Consider the following 24,903-nt stretch of genomic DNA (forward strand, 5'->3'; position numbering starts at 1 on the left):
CGGCCGCGGGGAGCGCTCGCGGTGGGAACGGCGTTGCTCGCCGTGGTCGCCGTGCTGCTGGCGACCGCGTGTGGAGTCATGCTCTGGCAACACAGTTCGGCGTCGGAGCTGCAGTCCGAACGGGAGACCTATCTGCGGGTCGCCAGGGAGGGCGCGCTGAACCTGACCACCATCGACCACAACAATGCCGAGGCCGACGTGCAACGGGTGCTCGACGGCGCGACCGGCGAGTTCTACGACGATTTCGATCGGCGATCGCAGGGTTTCATCACGGTGGTGCGGGACGCCAAGGTGACCAGTGTCGGTGAGTCGGCCGCCGCCGGAATCGAGACGGAGGCGGCGGATTCCGCCACGGTTCTGGTGCAGGTCGCGTCGCGGGTCAGCAACGGAACGGGGGCGCAGGACCAGCAGCGCGTCCAGCGGCTCCGGGTGACCGTCGATCGGGAACAGTCGAAGATCTCGAGGGTGGAGTACCTGTCGTGAGCGCGCAGCGAAGGCTGATGTTCGGTCTGACCGCCGCGGCCGCGGTGCTGGCGGCGCTGGCCGGATTCCTGTACTTCGCCCAGTACCGGCCGGACCAGCGGGTGGACGATCGGGCAAGGGCCGAGGTCCAGCAGGCTGCGGCGGACGGCGCGAAGGCGCTCCTGACCTACACGCCGGAGACCGTCTTCGCGGACATGGCGGCCGCGCGCGAGTTGCTGACGGGGGAGTTCAGGGACTACCACGACCGGCTCGCGCAGGGGGTGATCGTGCCCGCGGCGACGGACAAGAAGATCACCGCGACCGCCACGGTCACCGGGACCGGACTGACCTCCCTTGCCGACGACAGCGCCGAGGTGCTGGTGTTCCTCGAGCAGTCGACGACGTCCGCGGCGGAGCAGACTCCGGTCGACACGAGCGTCGGTGCCGAGGTGGCGCTGCGGAAGGTGGACGGTCGCTGGCTGATCTCCGAGTTCGACGCGAGGTGATCGGGCCCGCGCGCGAGAGTTCAACCTCGACAACAACTCTGGAAGGATGCGGACCATGACCGAATCAGGACGGAGCGTGCTCCTGACCGGCGGCACCGGCGGGCTCGGGGTCTCGGTCACCACGAGGCTGCTCGCGGACGGGTGGCGCGTGGTGGTTCCGTGGATCGCGGAGAAGGAACTCGAGCGTCTGGATTCGCACCCGAGGCTCGTCCTCACCCGCGCCGACCTGTTCGACCCGGCGGGTGTCGCCGAGGTGGCGGCCCTGGCGGGAGGCGACGAGCAGGCGCCGTTGCGCGCGGTGGTGAACCTGGTCGGCGGCTTCGCGAGCGGCCCGCGGGTCCACGAGAGCCCGATCGAGGACTTCGAGGCGATGCTGCGGATGAACCTGCGCCCGCTGTACCTGTGCACCCAGGCGGCGCTGCCGTTCATGATCGACGCGGGGGGCGGGTCGGTGGTCGCGATGTCCACCAAGGCGGCTTTCGCGCCCTTCTCAGGTGCGTCGGGCTACGTCACGTCGAAGGCCGCGGTCTGGGCTTTCATCAGCGCCCTTGCCGTTGAGTACCGCGACGAGGGCATCCGGGCGAACGCGGTGTTGCCCTCGGTGATCGACACCCCCGGCAACCGGGCGAGCCAGCCAGGGTCGAGCCGCAAGGGCTGGGTCGCACCCGAGGCGATCGCCGAGGTGATCGCGTTCCTGATCGGCGAGTCCTCGGCCGCGATGACCGGCGCCCAGGTCCCGGTTCCCGGGGTCGGCTGAGCGTCTTCGCGCCGTCCCTGTCGCCCGGCGCGATCTCGGGGTGTGGCATTCCTCGGCTCCTTAGGGCACGCTATCTAGAACACGTGTCAGTTTGGTATGAAGTGTGCGTGGCCCACCTGGGCGCACAACGATCCATCGGGTGAGAGGTTGAGCGGGATGAGCGTTGGACGGGTCGTCGTCGTCGGTGCCGGGTTGGCCGGTCTGCGGACCGCCGAGGAACTGCGGCGGGCGGGCTTCGACGGCGAACTGATGCTGATCGGCGCGGAACCCCACCTGCCCTACGACCGGCCCCCGCTGTCCAAGGAGGTCGTCCGCGGCGAGCGCGACGACGTCACCCTCAAGCCTGCCGAGTTCTTCGAGGAGCAGCGCATCGAGCTGCGCCTCGGCGCGGCCGCGACCGGCGTCGACACAAGCGCCCGCACCGTGACCCTCGCCGACGGATCGACCGTCGACTACGACCACTTGGTGGTGGCCACCGGGCTGGTCCCGCGCCGGATCCCCGGGCTCGCCGAACTGGGTGGCGTGCACGTGCTGCGTTCGTTCGAGGATGCGATGGCGCTGCGTTCCGAGCTAGCCGCCGACCGGACCGCCCTCATCGTCGGGGCCGGGTTCATCGGGTGTGAACTCGCCGCGAGCATGCGCGCGCGCGGCATGAACGTCATCCTGATCGAGCCGCAGCCCACCCCGTTGGCCTCCGTGCTCGGCGAGCGGATCGGTGGCCTCGTGGCCAGGCTGCACCGCGAGGAGGGCGTTGACCTGCGTACCGGGGTCGGCCTCACCGCCCTGCTCGGCGAGGGCCGGGTCACCGGCGCCGTGCTCTCCGACGGCACCGAGGTCGCGGCCGACCTTGTGGTCATCGGCATCGGCTCTGTCCCGGTCACCGAGCTGCTGGACGGCTCGGGCGTGCAGGTCGCCGAGCCCCGCGCGGGCGGCGGCGTGCTCGCCGACGAGTGCGGCAGGACCAGCGACCCGAACGTGTGGGCGGTCGGTGACGTCGCCGCATGGCGCCATCCCGAGGGTCATCGGCGGGTCGAGCACTGGACCAGTGCGGGTGACCAGGCAAAGGCACTGGCCCTGGCGTTGGTCGGCGCAGATGCGCCCACCGGACCCGGCCAGGTCCCGTACTTCTGGAGCGATCAGTACGACATCAAGATCCAGGCGCTCGGCGAGCCGTCCGCAACGGACACCGTGCACCTGGTCCGCGACGACGGCCGCAAGTTCCTCGCGTACTACGAGCGCGACGGCGTTCTCGTCGCCGTGGTCGGCGGCGGTCTCGCGGGAGCGGTGATGAAGACCAGGGCGAAGATCGCGAGTGGCGTGCCGATCACCGAGGTGATCGAGGCTGCGGGCGTCTAACGTGAATGTATGGTCCATGACCAGCGGGCGCTGCCTGAGCTGACGGATCTGACCGCCGCGCACTGGACGTCGGGCGCGTCCGGACGGTTGTCGGTGCGGCGGTGCGTGCACTGCCTGCGTTGGTCGTTCCCGCCGTCGCGGTGCTGTAGGCATTGCTGGTCGGCCGACTTCACGGTCGAGCCGGTCACGGGAAAGGGCGTGCTGCTCACCTGGACCGAGGTTCACGAGGAGCGGAGCCTGCGGAGTGACCCGGGAACACAGCCGAGCCCCTACCTTGTCGCCGTGGTCGAGCTCGAGGAGGGGATCCGGCTGTTGCTGGGCCTGACCGGGACCGAGCCGGGCGCCCTGCGCGTGGACACGCCGATCCGGTTGTACTTCGAACATCTCGGCGGCGACTTCTGGCTTCCGTTCGCGGAGATCGAGGAGCTGGAGCTGCCGGAGGATCGGCTGGAGGCAGTGTCGTGATCACCCGCGGGGCCGTGGTCAGCGGGATCGGCCGGGTGCCCCGCGGAGCCGACTCCGCTGATGTTCGAGTCGCAGCCATGGCCGCCCGCGGCGCGCTGGCAGATGCGGGCCTGACCGGTGGCGCTGTCGACGGGCTCGTCACCTGCGGGCTGCCGGACGTGGTCGACGTCGCGGACGCCCTCGGCCTCGAACTCTCCTGGCGCACAGCGGAATCAGATCGGCTCGGCGTGCTGGCCGCGGTCTCGGCCGCGGTGGCGGCGGTGATTTCCGGCCTTGCCACCCACGTGCTGTGTATCGAGGCGAGCGACCCGCCGTCGCCCGCGCGGGCCGCCGCACGGCGCTTCGCCGGCAGGCCGTCGGTGTCCGGGTGGGCTCAGTGGCACGAACCCTATGGGGCCGGAACGGAGCTGGTGACGACCGCCCTCGCGGCACGCAGTTACATCGAGGCGTTCGGGCTCACCCGGGTCGAGTTGGCCCAGATCGCGCTGACCGCGGGCCGAAACGGTGGGCGGGGCCTCGGGCTTCGGGAGTACCTGGACGCCCCGATGCTGGCCGACCCGCTCTGCGAGTACGACCGCGCGCTCCCCGCGGGAGGGGCGGTGGCCGTGCTGATCAGCCCGGGCGAGCTGGCGGAGGATCTGCCCGGCCCCGCGGTCACGGTCGAGGCCGTCGCGGCGGCGCGGAACGTGAGCCCGCTGTGGGAGCAGCGTGCCGATCTGACGGGGATGGCGATCCACGATGCCGGCGAAAGGCTCTGGGAGGATACCGAACTCGTCCCCGAGAATGTGGACGTCGCACTGTTCGAGGACGAGTTCAGTTTTCTGGCGCTGATGTGGCTGGAGGCGCTCGGGTTCTGTGCGCCGGGGGCGGCGGGCGCGTTCGCCGCCGGGGGGCAGCGGATCTCACGAGCGGGCGCGCTACCGCTCAACCCGCACGGCGGCCAGCTGGGGCTGGGACGATCGGCAGCGCTGGAGCTCGTCGCGGAGGCGGTGTCCCAGCTACGGGGCGAGTCGACCGCCCAGCTCGACGGCCCGCCCGAGGTGGCCGTCGTCGGCATCGGCGGCGCGACCGTCGCGGGCTGCATGCTGCTGGTGCGCTGACGCGAGAAGAGCAGTCAGGAAAGGAAATCCGCGAGGATCGTGGTCAGCTCGTCCGGTTCGTGGCCGGGCAGGCTGTGGTGACTGCTGTCCGGCAGGACCTCGATCCGGACGTCCGGCAGGGTTCCGCGCGCCGCCGCGGCCACCCGATCGATATCGATCGCCCGCGAATCCCGGGCGAGCGCAACGAGGGTCGGGACCCGCAGCTCGCCGAGCGCGGTCGTGGACGGCCGCTTCGGTAGCACGGTCCGCGGCCGCGGGGATCCCGAGGCGCCGAGCGCGTAGACGGTCAGCCAGTCCGGGTCGATCGCCCTCCCACCCGTCTCCCACTCGATGAATCGCCGGACTCGGCTCTCGTTGGGGCGCAGCAACATCGGGAGCGCTCGCAGCACATAGCCGGCCCGCAGTCCGGAGAAGCAGTTCGACGGGTCGAGCAGGGCGAGCCGGTCCACCCGATCCGGGTGGCCGAGAGTGTAGGCGAGGGCCATCCACGCGCCGTAGGAGTGTCCGATCAGCGTGGCCCGCGGCACGCCGAGCTCGGCGCGCACGGCATCGAGCCACGTCATCAGGTCTGCGGGCGTGCGGGGTCGCCGGTCGCCGGGCACGCTGCGTCCGACGTCCCCGATCAGGTCCGGGGCGTACACCCGGTGCGTCCGGCCGAGCGCGGTCGCGACCGCGAACCAGGCGGTCGAGGTGGCGCCGCCGCCGTGGAGCAGGAGAACCGGAGGCGCCCCTGTCGGTCCGCAGGCGTGGACGCGGGTGACGCCGAATTCGGAGGTGGTCTCCAGGACCGTCACCCCGCCCCAGCGGGCGAGAACCGTGTCGTAGGCGGCGTCGAACCGGCCTTTCGTGCGGATCTGCGTGTCGTCGTCCATGGACCGCCCCCGGTTTCTCTCGGTATCAGATAATCTCGATGATTGAGATAATTGCTTATCGAGAGATATGTTTCAAGGAGTGATCGTGGGAGCAGGGCAGTGAGCGCGACCGACGACCCAGGCGCGGCACTGCAGCTCGTGCACGAGCTGCGCAGGCTGACCGTCGAGCTGGACCGGTTCGGCGCCGCGTTCGCGAGCCGCAACGGCCTGCACGCGACCGACCTCCGCGCGCTCATCGCGCTGCTCGATGCCGACCGGGCCGGGATCGCCGCGACGCCGGGCTGGCTGGGCGGGCAGCTGGGCCTGGGCTCGGCGGCGACCACCGCCCTGCTCGACCGGTTGGAACGGGCGGGCCACATCGGCAGGACACCGGACCCGGGCGACCGCCGCCGGGTGCTGCTGCGGGTGCAGGAACAGGCGAAATACCTGGGCTGGTCGTTCTTCGGACCGCTGATCGGGCGCATGATCGCCTCGGTCGGGGAGTTCGACGAGGCCGAGCTGGCCGCGGTGACCCGATTTCTCGGGGCGATGAACGAGGCGGTCGGATCCGCGGCGGGCGGCACCGAGGGGAGCCGTTGACATCCGGTCCGTGGCCGGAGAAGGCTCGGATCCATGGAAGCGTTGCGAGGCCGCGTCGCGGTGCTGACCGGGGCGACCGGTGGGCTCGGCCCCGTTATCGCCCGCGCGCTCGCCGGTGAGGGCATGGATGTCGTGCTGACCGGCAGGCGGGTGGACGCCCTCGACGCCGCGGTGCTGGCCCTGCGGGCGACCGGGGCGCGGGCGGACTCGGTACCGGCCGACCTCGCGGACCTGGATGCGACCGGGGCCCTGATCGAACGCGCCGAGCGATCCTTCGGCCCGATCGACGTCCTGGTCAACAATGCAGGCGTCGAGAACGTCGCGGCGTTCACCACGCTCACTCCCGAGGAGCTGAGGGCGATGGTCGACGTCAACCTCTCGGCGCCGATGTTGCTCACCAGATATGTACTGCCGGGCATGCTGGAACGCGGGCGCGGCCACGTCGTGTTCATCAGCTCGATGGCGGGCAAGTTCGGGCCGGCTTTCTGCGAGCCGTACGCCGCGACCAAGGCGGCCCTGATCGGGCTCACCCAATCGCTGCGTGCCGAGTACGGGCAGTCGCCGGTCGGATTCTCCGTGGTGTGCCCGGGATTCATCGGCGGCGACGGGATGTACCAGCGGATGGTCGAGCGCGGTTTCCGATCCAACCGGTTGATCGGCGAGACCACCACGTCGAAGGTGGCGGGCAAGGTGGTGAGGGCGATCCGGCGTGACCTGCCCGAGGTCATCGAGAGTGGCGCGCCGATCCGCCCGCTGCTGTCGTTCGCCGCGCTGGCCCCCGTCTCGCGGAGCGGATCGCGGGAAGGTCGGCGTCAACGAGATGTTTCGGCGCCTGAGCGAGGAGCGTGGGAGGACCGGATAGCGCGGGTCGGTGGGATGGGGGACGGCCCGTCAGCGGCGTCGGGATAGATTTGTCGGGTGATTGTTGCGCTTATCGACTCCGGCCTGGGGCTGCTGCCGACGTCGGCCTGGCTGCGGCGTCTCCGCCCCGAACTGGACCTGCTGCTCTCACTCGACCCGGACGGCGCGCACTGGGGGCCCAAGCCCGAGCAGTGGGTGATCGATCGCGTGGTCGGGGCGGCCGAGCACGCCGTTGGCCTGGGCGCCGAGGTCGTCGTGCTGCCCTGCAACACCGCAAGCGTGACCGCACTCGACCATGTCCGGGACCGGCTGGGCGACGCGATCCCGGTGATCGGGACCGTTCCCGCGATCAAGCCGGCGGCGGCGGCCAGTCGCTCGGTCGCGATCTGGGCCACCGCGGCCACCACCGCCAGCCGGTACCAGGCCGACCTGATCGAGCGGTTCGCCAACGGCACAGCCGTGGTCGGGGTGGCGTGTCACGGGCTGGCCGAGGCGATCGACCTGGGCGACACCGACCTGGCGAAGCAGGCGATCGCGGACGCCGTGGCGCGCACCCCGGCGGACTGTGACGGGGTGGTCCTCGGCTGCACGCACTATCCGCTGATGGCCGAGGAGATCGCGGACCAGCTGCCCGCAGGGGTCACCCTCTTCGACAGCGCGGAGGCCGTCGCCGCCCAGACGCTCCGGCGCATCGACGCGCTCGGCAGGGACGCGAGCGGAAGCGGCTCGGTGAAGGTGCTGCTCAGTGGCAGGCCGGGGGAGCTGCCCGAAGGCGCCGCGGCTTTCGAGGCCGGCAGGCTGCTCGGCTAGCTCGCGTCGCTATGCCCCGGCGGTGCCGAGCTGTTCGAGGCCCGCGGCCACAACGCGAGCGACGCCACCCAGATCCTCGCGGTGCTCACGGGCGCCGTCGAGATCGCGGAGCCGGTCGATGCTGGCGACAGAGAACATCGCGGCCACCCAGGTGGTCGCGCAGGAATCGAGTACCCGAGCGGACACCGCCACCGGCGAGCTCGCGCGCAGGACTTCGACGGTCGCATCGTGCAGGTAGGTGCGGAATCGTCGCAGGTGCGCGCGAACCGCGGGGTGGGTCTCCGCCTCGCGCCAGATGATCACCCGCATCACCGAGGAGTGGTGGTCCCTGAGGTTGAGCGCGGCCTCGAGGTTGACCAGTGTGGACTCCGGTTCGCCGGTGACCACCAGCCCGGCGACGTCGGCCAGCGGTTCCGCGGGCAGTCGCTCGGCGATGAGCGTGGTGAGGATCGCCGACTTGGTCGGGAAGTAATAGAAGACCAGGCCCTTCGGCACGCCCGCCTGCTTCGCGATGGCCGCGGTCGAGGTCGCGTCGAAGCCCGACTCGGCGATCAGCTCCTCGGCGGCGTCGAGGATCAACTCCCTCGCGTCACCGTCCACGCTTGCGGTCCGGCGTTGGCGCGGACCTGGCATTCGGTTGCCTCCACACGTGTTTCGTCAGGCGCGATCGTCCGACCGAGCCCGGATATCCGACCGGCTGGAGCGAGGCGGACGGCCTTCGCTCCAGCTCGGGACTGTTGTTTGATTCTGTCAGGGATCGACGGTCCGTCAGTGATGCGTCGCCAATCCGCCGCCGTGTCCGATGTGCAGCCTCGAGCCCTCCGGCATCGCGGCCATCGCCGTGAGCACCGTCAGCACTCCGCCGATCCATGAGGTCCAGGCGGCGCCTGCCATGTCGGCGAAGCCCATCACCCACGGAGAGAGGAACATCAGCACGCCGAGAACGCCCATCGCCCACGGGAGCGCCGGCATCTCTGCCGACATCATGTGCGCCAACCCGGCGACCGCCACCAGTGCACCCAGCACGATCATCGACCACATCGCGGCGTCGTTCGTGTCCATCCACAGCGGGGACAGCGCCACGACCACGCCGATCACCACGGCGGCCCAATCCTGCCACCGAGCCATTGCTGCCTTCATTTCCTGCCTCCTCGACGAGGGAACCCCGCTACCTCAGGTATAACCCTGATTGACCGGCCGATCAATAGCTGTGGGGCGTCGGTTCGGATTCGCCCGCCCCTGCAGTCTGGCAAGGTCGGGGCATGGACGATGCGGAGGCAGTGACCAGGGCGTTGGCGCAGGTGTCGAGCCCGGCCGACGGCGTCGAGCTGCAGCGGTTCTTCAAGACAGGGCCGGGCGAGTACGGCGAGGGTGACGTCTTCATCGGTGTTCGGGTGCCCGCCACCCGAACGGTGGCGAAGCGGTTCGCGGACCTGCCGTTGCCCGAGGTCGACGCGCTGCTCGACAGCGAGGTGCACGAGCACCGCCTGGCCGCGCTGGTGATCCTGAACGGCCGGTTCACGCGGGCCTCCGGGGTGCGGACGCGCGATGAGGCCGAGCGCGAGCGGATCGCCGATTTCTATCTGGCCGCCGTGCTCCGGGGTCGGGTGAACAACTGGGACCTGGTCGACACCTCGGCGGTGACGGTGCTGGGCGGTTGGTTGTTCGACCGGCCGCGAGACCTGGTCCACGAGCTCGGCGCGGACCCCGATCTGTGGCGGCGCCGGGTGGCACTGCTGACGACGTTCGGATTCATCCGCCGAGGCGACGCGACCACCACTCTGGAGCTGGCGGCGCGCCTGCTCGAGGACCGGCGCGACCTCACCCAGAAGGCGCTCGGCTGGATGCTGCGCGAGGTCGGCAAGCGGGTGGACCGGCAGCTGCTCACGGGGTTCCTCGACGAGCACGCCGCCGCGATGGGCGCGACCGCGCTCAGCTACGCCACCGAGCACCTGGACGCGGACACCCGCGCGCGGTACAGGCGGCTACGCCGCCCGTGAGCGCTCGACGAGTGTGGGGACTCGGTAACCGCGCACGGGCGGCGAAGCCGCCTAGAACTCGATCTTGAGGTGGTCGGTGACCGGGCGGGCCTGGCAGCCGAGGATGTAGCCGGCGGCGATGTCCTCGGGGTCGAGGATCTCGCTGTTCTCCATCTCGACCTTGCCCTCGAGCACGGTGCAGGCGCAGGACCCGCACTCGCCCTCCTGGCAGGAGTACGGCACGTCGAGACCCTTCGACAGCATGATGTCGACGAGGGTCTGCTTGCGCGGCCAGCTCATCGTGTGGGTCTCGCCGTCGAGCTGCACCTCGACGGTGGCGGCGTCCGCGGCCTCCTCCTCGGTGACCTCTTCGAGCGCCACGTCCTGGAACGGGTCACCCGCGAGCGAGTTGAACACCTCGGCGTGCACCGAGGTGCGCGGGACGCCCGCCTCGGCGAGCGCCTTGTGCACCGTGTCCATGAACGGGCCGGGGCCACACATGAACGACTCGAAGCCGCCGAACGGCTTGGCGAGGGTGGCGAACTGGTCGGGCGTCGGCAGGCCCTGCAGGGACTCGAGCCAGTGCACGACGGTCAGGCGGGTCGGGTACTGGGCCGCGAGGCCGCGCAGCTCGTCGGCGAAGATGACCGACTTCTCGTCGCGGTTGGCGTAGATCAGCACCACCTTGCCGGTGCCCTCGGTGAGCGCGGACTTGAGGATCGAGATCACCGGGGTGATCCCGCTGCCCGCGCCCCAGAGCAGGAAGTCGTGGTCGAGCGACTTGGGGGTGAACACGCCGGACGGGGGCAGCACCTCGATGGTGTCGCCTGCCTTGACGTTGTCGCACAGCCAGTTGGAGCCGTACCCGTCGATGGTCCGCTTCACGGTGACCTTCGGCTCGGCGTCGCTGAACGGCGAGCTGGCGAGCGAGTAGCAGCGGGCCACGGAACCGGTCTGGTCGCTGGGGATGCGCAGGGTGAGGAACTGGCCGGGCTTGTAGTCGAACTTGCCGCGATGCTCGTCCGGGACGGTGAAGACCAGCGACCGGGCGTCGGAGGTCTCCTCGACGACCCCGGAGACGGTGAGGACAACCGACCTGGAGCTGTGCGGCATGTCAACGGTGGTCATCGCGGCGGATCCTCTCGGGGTGAATCTGGAACGTGTTCTAGTTTTCAAATGTAGCAGGAAAACATGCAACCAGGTGGATCGTAAATTGCAGAGGGGCGATCCCGATAATCGGGATGGGGCAGCTCAGGGATGGTCGGCTGCGCCACCCCGGGCGTGGCGATCGGGCTGGTCAGTCGCGTGTGGCAGCGGAGGCGCCGAGCCCGTGGGAGAGGACCTCGCTCCCGGTGCGGAGCAGATCCGGCAGCTCGAGGGAGTCGTCGGTGAGCCACTGCTCATAGGCCGAGAGGGCGATGCCGAGGACCATCCAGCCGATCGTGCGGGGCAGGTGGTCGCCGGGTCGGCAGCCCATCCGGTCGGCCACGTAGTCGGCGATCACGCCGCGCCAGCCGTCGTACATCACCATCGAATACGCCTGCAGCGCCGGGGCTTGCAGGATTATCTCCATCCGCTTGCGATGCAGCGCGGCCACGGCGGGCGGGAAGCTGTTGAACTCGAGCAGCGCCGAGGCGAGGCCCTCGGCCAGCGGGATGTCGCGGGGGAGTTCCGCGAGCTGCTCGCGCATGTTCGCCAGATGCAGGTCGAAGTCGCCCCACGGCACCGCGTTCTTGGAGGGGAAGTAGCGGAAGAAGGTGCGCCTGGCGATACCGGCGGCCTCCGCGATCTGATCGACGCTGGTCTCCTCGAAACCGTGCTCGGCGAACAGCTCGATGCCGATATTGCTGATCCGATCGCGCGTCGTCGACGGCCGACGACCTATGCGACCTGCGGGTTTGTTATCGGCCTGCGTCAATTTCCCCTCCGGACCTTTCATTGTGCACTCGATGCCATTAGTGTGGTGAGCCGAGTCACAGCGAACCGATCGCCGTGACTGACGCCAACCCTGACACAGGAGGTATGTAGATGTCTGAGCATCGCGAAAGCGTCGTTGCCGGGACCGAGCTCGTCGAGGAGGCCTTGGTCGAAGAGGTCTCGATCGACGGCATGTGCGGCGTGTACTGACCGTGGATCTCGACACCGGGTGGAAGCTTCACCCGCAGGTGGCGCTGCGCCCCGAACCTTTCGGGGCGTTGCTCTACCACTTTGGGACCAGGAAGCTCTCGTTCCTGAAGAACCGCACCATCGTCGAGATCGTGCGGGCCCTGCCCGACCATCCCGACGCCAGGACCGCCATCCGCGCGGCGGGTATCGACGAGGCGCAGGTGGACACCTACGCCCGTGCGCTCGCCACGCTTGCCGATTCGAAGATGATCGTGCCCGGCGCGTCCGCGGCCTGAGCTCGCCTGATCCGCCACCCCACTTCTCGAGGACACAGCCCATGACCTCCATGCTCGATCGCCCCGCACCCGCCCCGGTCGGCCGGCTCGTCGACCAGTTCGAACTCGGACTCGACGCGCCCATCTGCCTCACCTGGGAGCTCACCTACGCCTGCAACCTCTCGTGTGTGCACTGCCTGTCGTCCTCCGGCAGGCGCGATCCGCGCGAGCTGAGCACCGAGCAGTGCAAGTCCATCATCGACGAGCTGCAGCGGATGCAGGTGTTCTACGTGAACATCGGCGGCGGCGAGCCCACCGTCCGCTCCGATTTCTGGGAGCTCGTGGACTACGCCACCGAGCACCAGGTCGGCGTCAAGTTCTCCACGAACGGTGTGAAGATCGACAAGAAGGTCGCCGCGCGGCTGGCGGCCAGCGACTACGTCGATGTGCAGATCTCCATCGACGGCGCGACCGCGGAGGTCAACGACGCGGTTCGTGGCCCCGGTTCCTTCGCGATGGCGGTCCGTGCGCTCGAGAATCTCGCCGAGGCGGGCTTCAAGGACGCCAAGATCTCCGTCGTCGTCACCCGCCACAATGTCGGCCAGCTCGACGAGTTCAAGGCGCTCGCCGACAAGTACGGCGCGACGCTGCGGATCACCCGGCTCCGGCCGTCCGGCCGTGGCGCCGATGTCTGGGACGAGCTGCACCCGACGCAGCCGCAGCAGCGCGAGCTGTACAACTGGCTCGTCGCGAACGGCGAAGGGGTCCTGACCGGCGACTCGTTCTTCCACCTGTCCGCCTACGGCGACGCGCTGCCCGGCCTGAACCTGTGTGGTGCCGGACGGGTGGTGTGCCTGATCGACCCGGTCGGCGACGTGTACGCGTGCCCCTTCGCGATCCACGAGCAGTTCCTCGCGGGAAACATCGTGGCAGACGGCGGTTTCCAGCACGTGTGGCAGCACTCCGACCTGTTCACCGAGCTGCGTTCCCCGCAGACCGGCGGCGCGTGCAGCAAGTGCGACCACTACGACTCCTGCCGCGGCGGCTGCATGGCGGCCAAGTTCTTCACCGGCCTGCCGATGGACGGCCCGGACCCGGAGTGCGTGCAGGGCTACGGCGAGGCCGCGCTCGCGGGCACCCGCGGCGAGATCCCCAAGTCGAGCGTCGACCACTCCCGCACCGGGAACCGTCGCACCCCGAGGGCACCCGTCCCGCTGCAGCTGATGGTGCGCCCGCCGGCCAAGGTCTGCGACGAGAACCCCCTCGCGGGAATGAATTAACGAGACTTGTTCACCTCAGTAGAAAAGGTTCAGTGATGGCCAAGAATGCCTGGTTCGAAACCGTTGCCGAGGCGCAGCGGCGGGCCAAGAAGCGGCTGCCGAAGTCGGTGTACGGCGCGTTGATCGCCGGTTCGGAGCAGGGCCTGACCCTCGACGACAACACCTCTGCCTTCGGTGAGCTCGGATTCGCCCCGCACGTCGCGGGGCTGTCGGACAAGCGTGATCTGTCGACCACCGTGATGGGACAGCCGATCTCGATGCCGGTGCTGATCTCGCCGACCGGCGTGCAGGCCGTGCACCCCGACGGCGAGGTCGCCGTCGCAAGGGCCGCCGCCGCCCGCGGCATCGCGATGGGGCTGAGCTCGTTCGCGAGCAAGTCGATCGAAGAGGTGACGGCGGCCAACCCGCAGACCTTCTTCCAGATGTACTGGGTCGGCAGCCGGGAGGTGCTGCTGCAGCGCATGGAACGGGCGCGCGCGGCCGGGGCGACCGGGCTGATCATGACCCTGGACTGGTCGTTCTCGCACGGACGCGACTGGGGCAGCCCGGCGATCCCGGAGAAGATGGACCTCAAGGCCATGGTCCGGTTCGCACCCGAGGCCATCACCCGGCCGAAGTGGTTGTGGGAGTTCGCGAAGACCGGCCGGGTGCCGGACCTGACCACCCCGAACCTGGCCGCGCCCGGCGAGCAGCCCCCGACCTTCTTCGGCGCGTACGGCGAGTGGATGGGCACGCCGCTGCCGTCCTGGGAGGACGTCGCATGGCTGCGTGAGCAGTGGGGCGGTCCGTTCATGCTCAAGGGCGTGATGCGGGTCGACGACGCCAAGCGCGCGGCCGACGCGGGCGTCACCGCGATCTCGGTGTCGAACCACGGCGGCAACAACCTCGACGGCACCCCCGCACCGATCCGGGCGCTGCCCGCGATCGCGGAGGCCGTCGGAAGCGAGATCGAGGTGCTGCTCGACGGTGGCATCCGGCGCGGTAGCGACGTCGTCAAGGCGGTCGCCCTCGGTGCCCGCGCGGTGATGATCGGCCGTGGCTACCTGTGGGGCCTTTCGGCCAACGGCCAGGCAGGTGTCGAGAACGTGCTCGACATCCTCCGCGGTGGAATCGATTCGGCGCTACTGGGTCTCGGGCACTCGTCCGTGCAGGACCTGACCGCCGCGGACATCGTCATCCCGCCGGGATTCGCCCGCCCGCTCGGCCTCTGAGCCAGGTGTAGGCGTCGCAGGTCGTGACGCAGCGGTTGCTCGAAGGACTCACCCTGGCCGGGCGCACCGCCCGGTCCAGGGTGCTGTTCGGGCCCCATGAGACGAACCTGGGCAGCGACCGTGCCCTGTCCGGGCGTCACGTCGCGTACTACGAGCGACGGGCGCGCGGCGGCGCCGGCATCCTCGTCACCGAGGTCGCCTCGGTGCACGCCGACGACTGGCCGTACGAGCGGGCGCCGCTGGCCGCGGACTGCGGTCCCGGCTGGCGGGACATCGTGGCCGCGTGCAGGCCGCACGGGACGCTGGTGCTGGCCGGACTCGGCCACACCGGGCTGCAGGGCTCGAGCGCGCACTCGCAGTCGGCGCTGTGGGGTCCCTCGCGCGTGGCCGACGTCGTCACCCGCGAGCTGCCCATGGAGATGGAACGGGCCGAGATCGACTCGCTGATAGCGGGATTCCGATCGTCCACGGCCTCGGCCATGGATGCCGGGATGGACGGGGTCGAACTCGACGCGGGACCGCGGTCGCTGCTGCGGCAGTTCCATTCCGGGCTGACCAACCTGCGCGGCGACGGATACGGCGTGGACCGGCTCAGGCTCACCCGCGAGGTGATCGAGGCGGTCCGCGGCGAGCTCGGTCCCGACCGGGTGCTGTCGCTGCGGCTGAGCTGCGACGAACTCGCGCCCTGGGCGGGGATCACCCCCGAGATCGCCGCACGGCAGGCCCGCGAGTTGGCGGAATCGCTCGACCTGCTGGTGGTCGTCCGCGGCGGTCCGATGTCGGTGGAGGCATATCGGCCGGACGCACACACGGCGCCGGTGTTCAACGTGAAACTGTGTTCGTCGATCCGTGCGGCGGTGGCGGGCGCGGTGCCGGTCGTGCTGCAGGGCAGCGTGATCGAGGCCGGACAGGCGGAGCGCGCGCTCGCGGACGGCGTCGCCGACGCAGTGGAGATGACCCGCGCACAGATCGCCGAACCGGACCTGGTGGTCAAGGCGCGCCGCAGCGGCGAGGCCCGGCAGCAGGCCGAGGCCGCGCCGCGGCCGTGCCTGCTCTGCAACCAGACCTGTCAGGTCCGCGACCCCCGCAATCCGATCATCACCTGCGTCGGGAATCCGTCGTCCGGGCACGAGAGCATCGATCCCGACGAGGGGTCGCCTGCCCCGGAGCCGGGTGACGTCCTGGTCGTCGGTGGCGGGCCCGCGGGGCTCGAAGCCGCGCGAGTGCTGGCGTTGCGCGGCCACCGGGTCACGCTCGCCGAGCGCGGTTCCCGGCTCGGCGGCATGCTGCGGGTCGCCGCGGTCGGTTCCGGTCGCGACTCGCTCGCGACGTTGGTGGACTGGCTGGAGTCCGAATGCCGCCGGCTGGGCGTCCACGTCGAGACCGGCCGGGCGATCACTGCCGAGGAGATCGACGCGGCGAGATCCGCGGGCCACGCGGTGATCCTGGCGACAGGAAGCGTGCCGAACCCGTGGCCCGGTGACCGCCACGCGAGCGTCGAGATCGTGGGTCCTCCGGAGGTGTTGGCCGGAAAGCCGTTGCGGGACGGTCCGATCCTGGTGTTCGACCCGGTGGGGGACCAGGTCGCCGTCGCGGTCGCCGAATGGCTCGTCGCCCGCGGCCGCGAGGTGTCCATCGCGACACCGGACCAGGTCGTCGGCGTTCAGTTGGGCCGGACCGGCGACCTCTCCGCCGCCAATGCCCGGCTGCAGCGGGCAGGCATCGCGCGCCACCTGAGCATGACCGTTCGCTCGATCGCCGCGGGCGGTGTCCTGTTGGAGAACGTCCACACAGGCGAGCGGAGGCTGCAGGCCGCCGCTACCCTGATCGACTGCACACACCGACTTCCCGAGGAATCCCTGGTCCGGCCGTCGGTCGCATCGGTCCGGATCGGGGACTGCCTGGCGCCGCGAACCGCAGCAGAGGCGATCCGGGAGGGCCGGGTTGCGGCAGCGGTGGCCTTTCGCCGGGATGTGCGGCTATGAGTCACCGACACCTGCTGACCCCGTTGCCCCTTGGGCGGCTGACCGTGCGTAACCGGGTGGTGTTCTCGGCACACCTGACCAACAGTGCCCGCGGCGGACTGCCCACCGAACAGCACATCGCGTACTACGAGGCGCGCGCCAAGGGCGGAGCGGGCCTGATCATCACAGAGGAACACAGCACGCACCCGTCGGACTGGCCGTACGAGAAGCTGATCCAGGGGTACCGGGCCGAGGTGATCCCGCACTACCGACAGCTCACCGACGCGGTGCACGCCCACGGTTCGGTGATCCTGGCCCAGCTCAACCACAACGGCGGGCAGGGTTCCGGGATGTACTCGCGGCAGCCGGTTCTTGCGCCGAGCCCGGTGGCGGACCCGCTGTTCCGCGAGGTGCCGAAGGCGGTCGACCCGGCCGAGATCGAGGAGCTGGTCGCGGGATTCGCAACGACAGCGGAGCACTGCAGGCGCGGTGGCTTCGACGGCGTCGAGATCCAGTGCTCGCAGGCATCGATCGTGCGGGCCTTCCTCTCGCCCGACACAAACCGGCGCACCGATCGGTACGGGGGCACCCTGGCGAATCGTGCCCGATTCCTGCTCGAGATCGTGGCGTCGGTGCGCGCGGCACTCGGACCCGAACCGGTGCTGGGCGTGCGGTTGACCGGCGAGGAGCTGATCGAGAACGGCATCCATCTCGACGAGGCGGTCGAGGTCGCCGCGATGGTGGAGGCCTGCGGGCAGGTCGACTACATCAACACCTCGATCGGCATGGCGACACAGACCCTGCACCTGATCGAGGGCTCCATGGCGGTGCCGCGCGGGTACGCCCTGTTCATCCCGAACGCGATCCGCAGACGGGTGACGCTGCCGGTGATCGGCGTCGGCCGGTTCACGGACCCGCAGCAGGCGGATCTCGCGATCGAGGAGGGCCATTGCGACCTGATCGGGGTCGTGCGCGGGCAGATCGCGGACCCTGATTTCGCGGCGAAGGCCGCGGCTGGACGATCCGGCGAGATCCGGACCTGCCTGTCCTGCAACCAGGAATGCATCGGCAGGGTCGGTCTGGGCCGCTGGCTAGGCTGCGTCGAGAATCCCAGGGCAGGAAGGGAATCGGTGTCGCTGCCGATGCCCCGACGGCGCGGCCTGCGGGTGTGCGTTGTCGGTGGCGGACCGGCCGGGTTGCAGGCTGCGGCCACCGCCGCGCAGCGCGGTCACCGGGTGACGCTGTTCGAGCGGGACGCCCGCACCGGCGGCCAGGTCCGCGTCGCGGCGGGTGCGGCGGGCCGGGCCGAGTTCGGCGAGCTGGTCCGGAATCTCGAGGCGGAATGCGCGCGATCCGGGGTCGAGGTCAGGACCGGCGTCGACGTGGACGCGAATTTGCTCCGGTCGCTGGCGCCCGACGCGGTGATCGTCGCGACCGGGGCCCGGCCGCGACGGCCGGTGTGGGCGGGCGCGTCGGCGCGGGTGGTGGACGTACGGGACGTGCTCGAGGGCCGGGTCGAACCAGGCGGCCGGGTGCTCGTGATCGACGAGCTGGGCTTCCATCAGGCGACGTCGGTCGCCGAATCGCTGGCCGAGCGTGGCTGTGTGGTGACGGTTGCGACCAACGGCATGATCGTCGGCCAGGACCTGGGCCTCACGCTGGACATGGAGGGATGGCAGCGCAGGGCGCACCGTAAGGGCATAGCGCAGCTCACGGAACTGGTGCCGATGGCGGTCTCCGACGCGCCTGGGGAGGGGGTGAGGGTCGCGCTGCTGCATCATCCGACCGGGATCACCTCCGAGTCGGAGTTCGACTGGGTGGTGTGCGCGGTGCACCAGCAGCCCGAGGACCGACTCTGGAAGCAGTTGTCCGGCAGCGAGTTCGAGGTTCACCGGATCGGTGACGCGCTGACCCCGCGGCGAGCGGACGCGGCGGTGCGGGAGGGCCACCGGGTGGCCGTCGCGCTCTGACGGGTGTCAGATGCCGGTGGCGCGGTCGCCCGGCAGCAGGCGTTGCGGCAGCTGGCTGAACACCCAGCCTTGCGCGCCGCTCCGGGTGAGCAGCCAGATCACGTCGAAGCGGTCCTCGGGCCACGGGTCGGGCGGTGTGGAATCGACCTCGCCGAGCGCATCGACGATCTCGGGGAGGTACTCGCGCTGCCAGGAGATCAGGACCGGGCCGGGGGTGCGCAACACCCGCTTGGCGAGTGCCTTGACGTCGGACCGACCGAAGTCGGTGTCCACCTCGAGGCCGAGCTTGTCGGCGAGCGGCGAGATCGTCTGCAGGGAGCGCTTGCTGCCGTCCTTCTTGCGCGGCGTCGAGGCGAAAAGGGACCGCGGGCGCACCAGCCCGGTGGGTGGCAGGCCGTCGTCGGGCGCGAAGAGCGCGGCGAGTGCGGTGGCGCGTTGCCAGCCGACCGGGGTGAGCGATTCGTCGCACCGGGTGCCGGCGCGGTCCACGCCGAAGGGTGGCTCGTCGCCCTCCGGTCGTTCCGCATGCCGGATCAGCATGATCGTCGTCGCACGCATCGCCTCGTTTTCGGCCATGGAGTCATCCTGCCGTTCGGCCGGTCAGTCCGCCTGCTGGTTCCCGGTATCGGCGGCCGCGGCGTACTGGAGCAGGCCCCAGGAGAACTGCGCCTCGCAGGCCGCACCGTCCGGAGTGGTGAAGGCGGCGGCCGCATGGCTGGCGACGGCACCGCCGGACATCCGGTAACAGACCGGGGAGCAGGCCGACTCGACGTCGTCGATGACCAGCAGCCACGGTCGTAGGTCAGCCACCGAGGCGATGGCGGGCGCGGCCGAGTCGGCCATCCTGGCCAACCGCTCGTCGACGACGTCCCCGCCCGGCCCGAAGGTGATCTGGAACTGCAGTCCGGGCCACAGCGGCATCGGCCAGGCCTCGACGGCCAGCTCGCCGACCATGGGCACCGTGCGCGAGCTCACCTCGGCGGGCTTGCCGAGGGCGAGTCGATACCGCGCCGCGCCACCGGGGAAGCCGCCCCGCAGGCCGCGCTGCCACTGGGCGTGCGCGGCGCGCAGGTCGGTGGCGCTCTTGCCGAGGTTCTTGAGGGCTGCCCCGACCAGGGCCGGCTGATGGTCGTGCATCCGGCGGAGCAGCATGAGTTCGAAGTTGACGACGCCAAATCCTTTGAGCGGCATTCGGTCCAGCGTCACGTCATCCTCCAGCCGAGGGTCCTGTGGTGACACCGATCGTAGTCGCCGGATCGCAGGCGACTCCCGCCGGAATAGCATCGGTGCATGCCAATGGACCTCGCGGGCGCGACCTGGCCCGACATCGACGCCGACGCGCCCGCCATCGCGGTGCCGGTCGGTTCGGTCGAGCAGCACGGGCCGCACCTGCCACTGGACACCGACACCCGGATCGCGGTCGCGGTGGCGCGGTCGCTGCCCGGCATGACGGTCGCCCCCGCCATCGCCTACGGGGCCAGCGGTGAGCACGAGGGCTTCGCGGGAACGGTCTCGCTGGGCGCGTCCGCGCTCGAGGCGGTGGTCGTCGAGTACGGGCGTTCGGCGTGTCGCTGGTCTCCGCGCGTGTTGCTGGTGAACGGGCACGGCGGCAACGCACCCACCCTCGCCAAGGCGGTCGCGTTGCTGCGCTACGAGGGCAGGGATGTCGCCTGGCTGCCCTGCGCGGTGCCGGGGGCCGATGCCCACGCGGGGCGCACTGAAACCTCCCTGCTGCTGCACCTTTCGCCAGGTGACGTGCGGATGGACAGGGCGCAACCGGGTGTCACCGAACCGATCGGTGCGCTGATGGACCGGTTGCGGGCAGGAGGGATCGCGTCCGTCAGCGCGAACGGGGTGCTCGGCGATCCGACAGGGGCGAGTGCGGCCGAGGGTGAACTGATGTTCGAGCAGATGCTGGCACGTTGTGTTGCGGCGGTGTTGCGATGGCAACCAGATGGCAAAGGCATGTTGCGGTGAGAGCAGATCCGAATACGATCACCTGATGCGCCAAGCTCGACTGCCCGACGGATTCGGGGTGAGAATCGATCCCAAGGTGCGCACCTTCTCGGGTGGACGGGTACTGATCGGGGGTTCCCCGACCCGGATGCTCAAGCTCGCCCCGACCGCGGCGGCGATGATCGGTGACGGGTACCTCAAGGTCGTCGACACCCAGTCCGCACAGGTTGCCCGGCACCTCCTCGATTCCGGCGTGGCAAACCCCCGGCCGATGAGCTCGCCGTCGAATCAGGACGTCACGGTCGTCATCCCCCTGCACAACAACATCACCGGATTGAATCGACTGCTGCCCGCGCTGCGCGGACTCTCGGTGATCGTCGTCGACGACGGCTCCGACGATCCGGTGACGACTCCGCCGTGCTGCGACGGGCGGGCCGACGTGCGGGTTCTCCGGCATCCGACAGCGCTCGGGCCTGCTGCCGCCCGCAACACCGGAATGGCCGCCGCGACAACGGAGTACGTTGCCTTCCTGGATTCCGACGTAGTACCCCGGCTCGGCTGGCTCGAGGCGATGCTGGGCCACTTCAGTGACCCGGCGGTAGCGATGACCGCACCGCGGATCGTCGCGCTCGAGCCGGATGCGGGCGCGATCGGCCGCTACGAGCACGCTCGATCCTCCCTCGACCTGGGGCGCAAGGAGGGCGCGGTGCGGGCGGGCAGCCCGGTGTCCTACGTGCCCAGTGCGGCGATGCTGGTGCGCAGGCGCGCGCTCGAGGAGTGCGGTGGCTTCGACGCGGAGATGCATGTGGCCGAGGACGTCGACCTCTGCTGGCGGCTGCACGCGGCCGGCTGGCGGCTGCGCTACGAGCCGATCGCCAATGTCGCTCATGATCACCGCGTCTCGTTCCGGAAGTGGTTCGGGCGCAAGCTCTTTTACGGTACCGGTGCGGCTCCGCTCGCGCTCCGGCACGAGGGGCTGGTGCCGCCTGTCGCGATGTCGCCCTTGACGCTGCTGGCCGTCCTGCTCGCCGCGACCTGCACCAGGCTCGGCCTCGCCGGCTCCCTGGTCGCGCAGCTCGTCACCGTCATCCGGCTGCGGCGGACGTTCCGGGAGCTCGACCAGCCCACCCGGATCTCGGTGATCCTCACCGCGCAGGGCTTCGCGGGCGGGGTCTGGCAGCTCGCGTCCGCGATGTGCAGGCATTATTGGCCGGTGACGCTGCTGGCCGCATTGGTCTCGTCCCGAGTCCGCCGCGCCCTGCTGGCGGTGGCCGTGGCCGAGGGCCTCGCGGACTGGTACACGCACCGCGAGCCCGGAGGGCTGGGGCCGGTGCGGCACACCGTGTTCAAGCGGATGGACGACATCGCCTACGGCACCGGGCTCTGGCGCGGGGCGATCACGGAGCGCAGCCTCGCCGCGCTGAAGCCCCGACTGCGGGGCTGACCGGTGCCGGTCCCCGATCCGGTGGCCGATGTGATCGTGGTGGGCGGCGGGTCCAGCGGGTGCGTCGTTGCGGCGCGCCTGAGCGCGAACCCCGATCGCGAGGTGCTGTTGATCGAGGCGGGACCCGGTTCGAGCGATCCAGGGCCGCTCGGGCTGCTGCCGGTCGGACCGCGGAGCGATGTTGCCGCGACATATCCGGTCGAATTGCGGCCTGGGCGCGTCGCGACCATCTCCCGCGGCCGGGTCCTCGGTGGGTCTGGGGCGGTCAACGGCGGCTACTTCATCCGCGGCACCGAATCCGACTTTCGGAGCTGGCCGGAGACGTGGTCGTATTCCGAAGTGCTGCCGTACTTTCGGAAGCTCGAGACGGACCGGTCGGGGGACCCTCGCTGGCACGGTGACGACGGACCGATGCCGGTGACCCGGATCGGTCGGGAGGACATGCATCCGGTCAGCGCCGCCTTCCTGGACGCCTGTGAGGCGGAGGGGTTCGGGTACGCCGCGGATCTCAACGAACCGAACGCGGAGGGCGCCGGTCCTGTGCCGCTCAATGCGGTCGCGGGACGGCGGATCAGCACCGCATCCGCATACCTCGAACCGAATCTCGGCAGGCCGAACCTGCGGGTGCGGACCGACGCCGTCGCCCGCCGCGTGGTGTTCGACGGCGTGCGGGCGGTGGGAGTCGAGGCCGAGATAGCCGGTGAGCGGCGCCTGCTGGGGGCCCGTCAGGTGGTGCTGTGTGCGGGCGCCATCGGTACTGCCCATTTGTTGATGCACTCTGGAATTGGTCCGGCACAACATCTTTCGGGACTCGACCTGCCGGTGGTCGCGGATCGGCCCGGCGTCGGACGCGACTTCGGTGACCATCCCGAGGTGACACTCGCCTACCGTCTTCGCCTGCTCGGTCCGAGGAACGAGCACACCGCCGTCCTGGAAGCGGTGTTGGAGGCGGACGGCATCGAGGTCCGCCCGTACACCGCGCCGTTCGCGGAGATCATTCCCGGCGCGGCAGACGCGGAACCACGGCTCGGGGTGGCGCTGATGCGCCCGGACAGCAGGGGCGAACTCACCCTGCGATCGTCCGACCCTGCGGACCCACCGGTCATCCGGTACCGGTACCTCGCGTCCGCAGCCGACCGGGCGGCGATGCGGTCCGGCCTCGATCTGGCGCGGGGGTTGCTGACCTCGGCGGCGTTCGGGCGGGTGGCCGCGGACCCGGGGGCGGGGTCGCCGATCGAGCCGTTCGAGAACCTCGGCACGTCCCTACACCTGTCCGGAACCTGCCGGATGGGGTCGGAGGCCGATCGCGACGCCGTCGTGGACGACCGCTGCCGGGTGATCGGCGTGGACGGGGTCCTGGTCGCCGACACCTCGGTGATGCCCGCGGTGACCTCGCGCGGCCCGCACGCGACCGCGGTGATGATCGCGGAACGGGTATCCGCCCTGATCGAGGACGGCACGAGTCCCACACATGATGCCCAGGGAAGTGGCAGAGTGTGACCGGCGTTACAGTTGGTGGGACGTCACGGAGGAACTCGATTGACCAGAGCAACGCACGGCAACCCCTGGATTGCCGTACGGCCGGGCGATGATGTCGCGCAGCTGGCGCGGCTGATGTCGTCTGCCCACAGGTCGTTCGTCGACGGTGGACCGGGACAGTCCGTCGATCCCACGGGCGCCGGGCACGACCCGGTCCGGTCGGTGGTGCTCGATTCGTGGTTGCGCAGCCGGAACAAGGGCGTGAACCCAGATGCCGTCGGCGACGGCGTCGACCTCGACGGTATAGAACTGGAGCGGTACCGCTCCGCGCATCCGATGGCGCTGATCCGTCCCGTGGTCCGCAAGCTGTTGGTCGACGATGCCGCCGACACCGGCCTGCTCGTCGCCATCAGCGACGCCGAGGGGCGCCTGCTCTGGGTGGAGGGTGACTCGCAGGCCAAGGACCGGGCGCTCGCGATGAACTTCGTCGAGGGCGCCGACTGGAGCGAGGACCGCGTCGGCACCAATGCCCCTGGCACCGCGCTCGCACTCGACCACTGCGTACAGATCTTCGAGGCCGAGCACTTCAGCCGTACGGTCCATGATTGGAGCTGCTCCGCGGCTCCCGTGCACGACCCGATGAGCGGCCAGATCCTCGGCGCCATCGACATCACCGGCGGACCGCGGGTGGCGGTGCCCGAGGTGCTCTCGTTGATCCGGGCCACCGTCGCCGCGGCCGAGTCCGAGCTCCGCCTGCACCTGCTGAACTCGCCCAGGCTGCTCGGCAACGCCTCACCGCGTCTCCAGGTGCTCGGATCCGAACGGCCGACCCTCGTGCGGGACGGCGACCGGACGAGCCTCTCGCAGCGACACGCCGAGATCCTGCTGCTGTTGGCCGAACATCCCGAGGGGCTCAGTTCCGACCACCTCGCGGTGCTGCTCGACGAGTCGGAGCTGGACTCGGTGACCATCAGGGCGGAGATGTCGCGGCTGCGCAAGGTGTTCGGGGCCGCGGGTCTCGGCTCCCGTCCGTATCGGTTGCTGACCGAGCTCGGCTCGGACGTGCAGGAGGTCCGTCACGCGCTCGATCGAGGTGACGCGGCCGCCGCTCTGCGCGTCTATCGCGGTCCGGTCCTGCCCGGCTCGGTCGCGCCCGGGGTCGAGGAGATCAGGGCGGACCTGCGCGGCCGCATGCGCGCGGCGCTGCTGCGGGCGGGCGACCAGGGCCTGCTCGCCAAGTGGACGAGCACGGTCGATGGTCGCGAGGACACCGGCGCGTGGGCCGCCTACCTGTCCTCGATGGACCGTCGATCGCCGATGTATGACCAGGTCAAGTCGAGGATCGAGACGCTCGACCGGCGGCTGGGAGTCTGAGTTCCACCGGACGCAACGTTCTTGCAACCCTCGCAATCCTAGTGTTCTGAATCACACCCCATGGCGACACTCGCGTCGCCGGCAGGGGAGAGACAGC

27 protein-coding genes are annotated in these 24,903 nt (G+C 70.2%); 20 read left to right on the plus strand and 7 right to left on the minus strand.

What is annotated here, in order from left to right:
* The first annotated feature begins 21 nt into the window (after positions 1 to 21).
* The 6 genes from BTZ20_RS06190 (at position 22) to BTZ20_RS06215 (ending at position 4,646) form a co-directional block, all read left to right on the plus strand.
* Positions 22 to 483 (plus strand): hypothetical protein, encoded by a 462-nt coding sequence (locus BTZ20_RS06190; RefSeq protein WP_083742549.1) that lies wholly within the window; start codon positions 22 to 24, stop codon positions 481 to 483.
* Entirely contained in the window at positions 480 to 968 is a 489-nt protein-coding gene (locus BTZ20_RS06195; protein WP_083742550.1) for a hypothetical protein, read from the plus strand. Before BTZ20_RS06190 ends, BTZ20_RS06195 begins: the two co-directional genes overlap by 4 nt.
* Before the next feature lie 55 nt (positions 969 to 1,023).
* The gene (locus tag BTZ20_RS06200) at positions 1,024 to 1,725 is read left to right on the plus strand and encodes an SDR family NAD(P)-dependent oxidoreductase (RefSeq protein WP_077043528.1); all 702 of its coding nucleotides are present in this window, start codon (positions 1,024 to 1,026) and stop codon (positions 1,723 to 1,725) included.
* Positions 1,726 to 1,881: 156 nt separating this feature from the next.
* Entirely contained in the window at positions 1,882 to 3,081 is a 1,200-nt protein-coding gene (locus BTZ20_RS06205) for an NAD(P)/FAD-dependent oxidoreductase (protein WP_077040761.1), read from the plus strand.
* A 9-nt stretch (positions 3,082 to 3,090) separates the two neighbouring features.
* Positions 3,091 to 3,546, plus strand: a complete 456-nt coding sequence (locus BTZ20_RS06210; RefSeq protein WP_077040762.1) for a Zn-ribbon domain-containing OB-fold protein — start codon at positions 3,091 to 3,093, stop codon at positions 3,544 to 3,546.
* Positions 3,543 to 4,646 (plus strand): thiolase C-terminal domain-containing protein, encoded by a 1,104-nt coding sequence (locus BTZ20_RS06215; RefSeq protein ID WP_077040763.1) that lies wholly within the window; start codon positions 3,543 to 3,545, stop codon positions 4,644 to 4,646. Before BTZ20_RS06210 ends, BTZ20_RS06215 begins: the two co-directional genes overlap by 4 nt.
* A gap of 14 nt (positions 4,647 to 4,660) precedes the next feature.
* Here the strand turns inward: BTZ20_RS06215 and BTZ20_RS06220 are convergent, their stop codons facing one another.
* On the minus strand, positions 4,661 to 5,518 hold the full coding sequence (locus BTZ20_RS06220) for an alpha/beta fold hydrolase (protein WP_077040764.1): 858 nt from the start codon (positions 5,516 to 5,518) through the stop codon (positions 4,661 to 4,663).
* 99 nt (positions 5,519 to 5,617) lie between these two features.
* Between BTZ20_RS06220 and BTZ20_RS06225 the strand changes: the two genes are divergently transcribed.
* Genes BTZ20_RS06225 through BTZ20_RS06235 form a run of 3 tightly spaced genes read left to right on the plus strand, consistent with a single transcriptional unit; the run spans position 5,618 to position 7,768 of the window.
* Positions 5,618 to 6,097: a MarR family winged helix-turn-helix transcriptional regulator gene (locus BTZ20_RS06225; protein ID WP_077040765.1), complete on the plus strand. Its 480-nt coding sequence runs from the start codon at positions 5,618 to 5,620 to the stop codon at positions 6,095 to 6,097.
* A 33-nt stretch (positions 6,098 to 6,130) separates the two neighbouring features.
* Positions 6,131 to 7,006, plus strand: coding sequence for an SDR family NAD(P)-dependent oxidoreductase (locus tag BTZ20_RS06230; protein WP_223263652.1), 876 nt, complete (start codon positions 6,131 to 6,133; stop codon positions 7,004 to 7,006).
* A gap of 9 nt (positions 7,007 to 7,015) precedes the next feature.
* Complete coding sequence (locus BTZ20_RS06235) at positions 7,016 to 7,768, plus strand: glutamate racemase (protein WP_077040766.1); 753 nt, start codon at positions 7,016 to 7,018, stop codon at positions 7,766 to 7,768.
* Between the two features lie 9 nt (positions 7,769 to 7,777).
* On the opposite strand, the gene BTZ20_RS06240 is transcribed toward BTZ20_RS06235, so the two are convergent.
* Positions 7,778 to 8,401, minus strand: a complete 624-nt coding sequence (locus tag BTZ20_RS06240; RefSeq protein ID WP_077040767.1) for a TetR/AcrR family transcriptional regulator — start codon at positions 8,399 to 8,401, stop codon at positions 7,778 to 7,780.
* Between the two features lie 135 nt (positions 8,402 to 8,536).
* Positions 8,537 to 8,908, minus strand: coding sequence for an SPW repeat protein (locus BTZ20_RS06245; RefSeq protein ID WP_027500601.1), 372 nt, complete (start codon positions 8,906 to 8,908; stop codon positions 8,537 to 8,539).
* Between the two features lie 122 nt (positions 8,909 to 9,030).
* Here BTZ20_RS06245 and BTZ20_RS06250 point away from each other — a divergent pair, with 122 nt between their 5' ends.
* The gene (locus BTZ20_RS06250) at positions 9,031 to 9,768 is read left to right on the plus strand and encodes a DNA alkylation repair protein (protein WP_077040768.1); all 738 of its coding nucleotides are present in this window, start codon (positions 9,031 to 9,033) and stop codon (positions 9,766 to 9,768) included.
* 51 nt (positions 9,769 to 9,819) lie between these two features.
* Here BTZ20_RS06250 and BTZ20_RS06255 read toward each other — a convergent pair whose 3' ends face one another.
* Positions 9,820 to 10,875: a ferredoxin--NADP reductase gene (locus tag BTZ20_RS06255; protein WP_077040769.1), complete on the minus strand. Its 1,056-nt coding sequence runs from the start codon at positions 10,873 to 10,875 to the stop codon at positions 9,820 to 9,822.
* A gap of 169 nt (positions 10,876 to 11,044) precedes the next feature.
* Positions 11,045 to 11,686 carry a mycofactocin system transcriptional regulator gene (gene mftR / locus BTZ20_RS06260; RefSeq protein WP_077040770.1) on the minus strand — a complete coding sequence of 214 codons (642 nt, stop codon included), beginning with the start codon at positions 11,684 to 11,686 and terminating at the stop codon, positions 11,045 to 11,047.
* Positions 11,687 to 11,775: 89 nt separating this feature from the next.
* Here mftR and mftA point away from each other — a divergent pair, with 89 nt between their 5' ends.
* From mftA to BTZ20_RS06290, 6 genes are read left to right on the plus strand one after another with little or no spacing between them, the layout of a single operon-like run.
* A complete protein-coding gene (gene mftA, locus BTZ20_RS06265; RefSeq protein ID WP_072750957.1) occupies positions 11,776 to 11,874 on the plus strand; it encodes a mycofactocin precursor MftA in 99 nt (32 codons plus the stop codon).
* Positions 11,859 to 12,149 (plus strand): mycofactocin biosynthesis chaperone MftB, encoded by a 291-nt coding sequence (gene mftB, locus BTZ20_RS06270; protein ID WP_072750956.1) that lies wholly within the window; start codon positions 11,859 to 11,861, stop codon positions 12,147 to 12,149. The genes mftA and mftB overlap by 16 nt, the downstream gene beginning before the upstream one ends.
* A gap of 41 nt (positions 12,150 to 12,190) precedes the next feature.
* Complete coding sequence (gene mftC, locus BTZ20_RS06275; RefSeq protein ID WP_077040771.1) at positions 12,191 to 13,408, plus strand: mycofactocin radical SAM maturase; 1,218 nt, start codon at positions 12,191 to 12,193, stop codon at positions 13,406 to 13,408.
* Between the two features lie 35 nt (positions 13,409 to 13,443).
* Positions 13,444 to 14,619, plus strand: coding sequence for a pre-mycofactocin synthase MftD (mftD, locus tag BTZ20_RS06280; RefSeq protein WP_077040772.1), 1,176 nt, complete (start codon positions 13,444 to 13,446; stop codon positions 14,617 to 14,619).
* 23 nt (positions 14,620 to 14,642) lie between these two features.
* Positions 14,643 to 16,604: a mycofactocin system FadH/OYE family oxidoreductase 1 gene (locus BTZ20_RS06285; protein ID WP_077040773.1), complete on the plus strand. Its 1,962-nt coding sequence runs from the start codon at positions 14,643 to 14,645 to the stop codon at positions 16,602 to 16,604.
* A complete protein-coding gene (locus tag BTZ20_RS06290) occupies positions 16,601 to 18,553 on the plus strand; it encodes a mycofactocin system FadH/OYE family oxidoreductase 2 (RefSeq protein ID WP_077040774.1) in 1,953 nt (650 codons plus the stop codon). The genes BTZ20_RS06285 and BTZ20_RS06290 overlap by 4 nt, the downstream gene beginning before the upstream one ends.
* Positions 18,554 to 18,559: 6 nt before the next feature.
* On the opposite strand, the gene BTZ20_RS06295 is transcribed toward BTZ20_RS06290, so the two are convergent.
* Both BTZ20_RS06295 and BTZ20_RS06300 read right to left on the minus strand, forming a co-directional pair.
* On the minus strand, positions 18,560 to 19,129 hold the full coding sequence (locus tag BTZ20_RS06295) for a histidine phosphatase family protein (protein ID WP_077040775.1): 570 nt from the start codon (positions 19,127 to 19,129) through the stop codon (positions 18,560 to 18,562).
* A gap of 24 nt (positions 19,130 to 19,153) precedes the next feature.
* Entirely contained in the window at positions 19,154 to 19,759 is a 606-nt protein-coding gene (locus tag BTZ20_RS06300) for a hypothetical protein (RefSeq protein WP_083742551.1), read from the minus strand.
* Between the two features lie 84 nt (positions 19,760 to 19,843).
* On the opposite strand from BTZ20_RS06300, the gene mftE reads away from it, so the two are divergent.
* The 4 genes from mftE to BTZ20_RS06320 all read left to right on the plus strand — a co-directional run bounded on the left by mftE (position 19,844) and on the right by BTZ20_RS06320 (position 24,806).
* On the plus strand, positions 19,844 to 20,530 hold the full coding sequence (gene mftE, locus BTZ20_RS06305; RefSeq protein WP_077040776.1) for a mycofactocin biosynthesis peptidyl-dipeptidase MftE: 687 nt from the start codon (positions 19,844 to 19,846) through the stop codon (positions 20,528 to 20,530).
* A gap of 25 nt (positions 20,531 to 20,555) precedes the next feature.
* Complete coding sequence (mftF, locus tag BTZ20_RS06310; protein ID WP_077040777.1) at positions 20,556 to 21,953, plus strand: mycofactocin biosynthesis glycosyltransferase MftF; 1,398 nt, start codon at positions 20,556 to 20,558, stop codon at positions 21,951 to 21,953.
* 3 nt (positions 21,954 to 21,956) lie between these two features.
* Positions 21,957 to 23,453 (plus strand): mycofactocin system GMC family oxidoreductase MftG, encoded by a 1,497-nt coding sequence (mftG, locus tag BTZ20_RS06315; protein ID WP_077040778.1) that lies wholly within the window; start codon positions 21,957 to 21,959, stop codon positions 23,451 to 23,453.
* Positions 23,454 to 23,567: 114 nt separating this feature from the next.
* Complete coding sequence (locus tag BTZ20_RS06320; protein ID WP_223263756.1) at positions 23,568 to 24,806, plus strand: transcriptional regulator; 1,239 nt, start codon at positions 23,568 to 23,570, stop codon at positions 24,804 to 24,806.
* Positions 24,807 to 24,903: the final 97 nt, after the last annotated feature.

The sequence above is a fragment of the Rhodococcus sp. MTM3W5.2 genome (assembly GCF_001984015.1).
Taxonomy (GTDB): Bacteria; Actinomycetota; Actinomycetes; order Mycobacteriales; family Mycobacteriaceae; genus Rhodococcus_G; species Rhodococcus_G oryzae.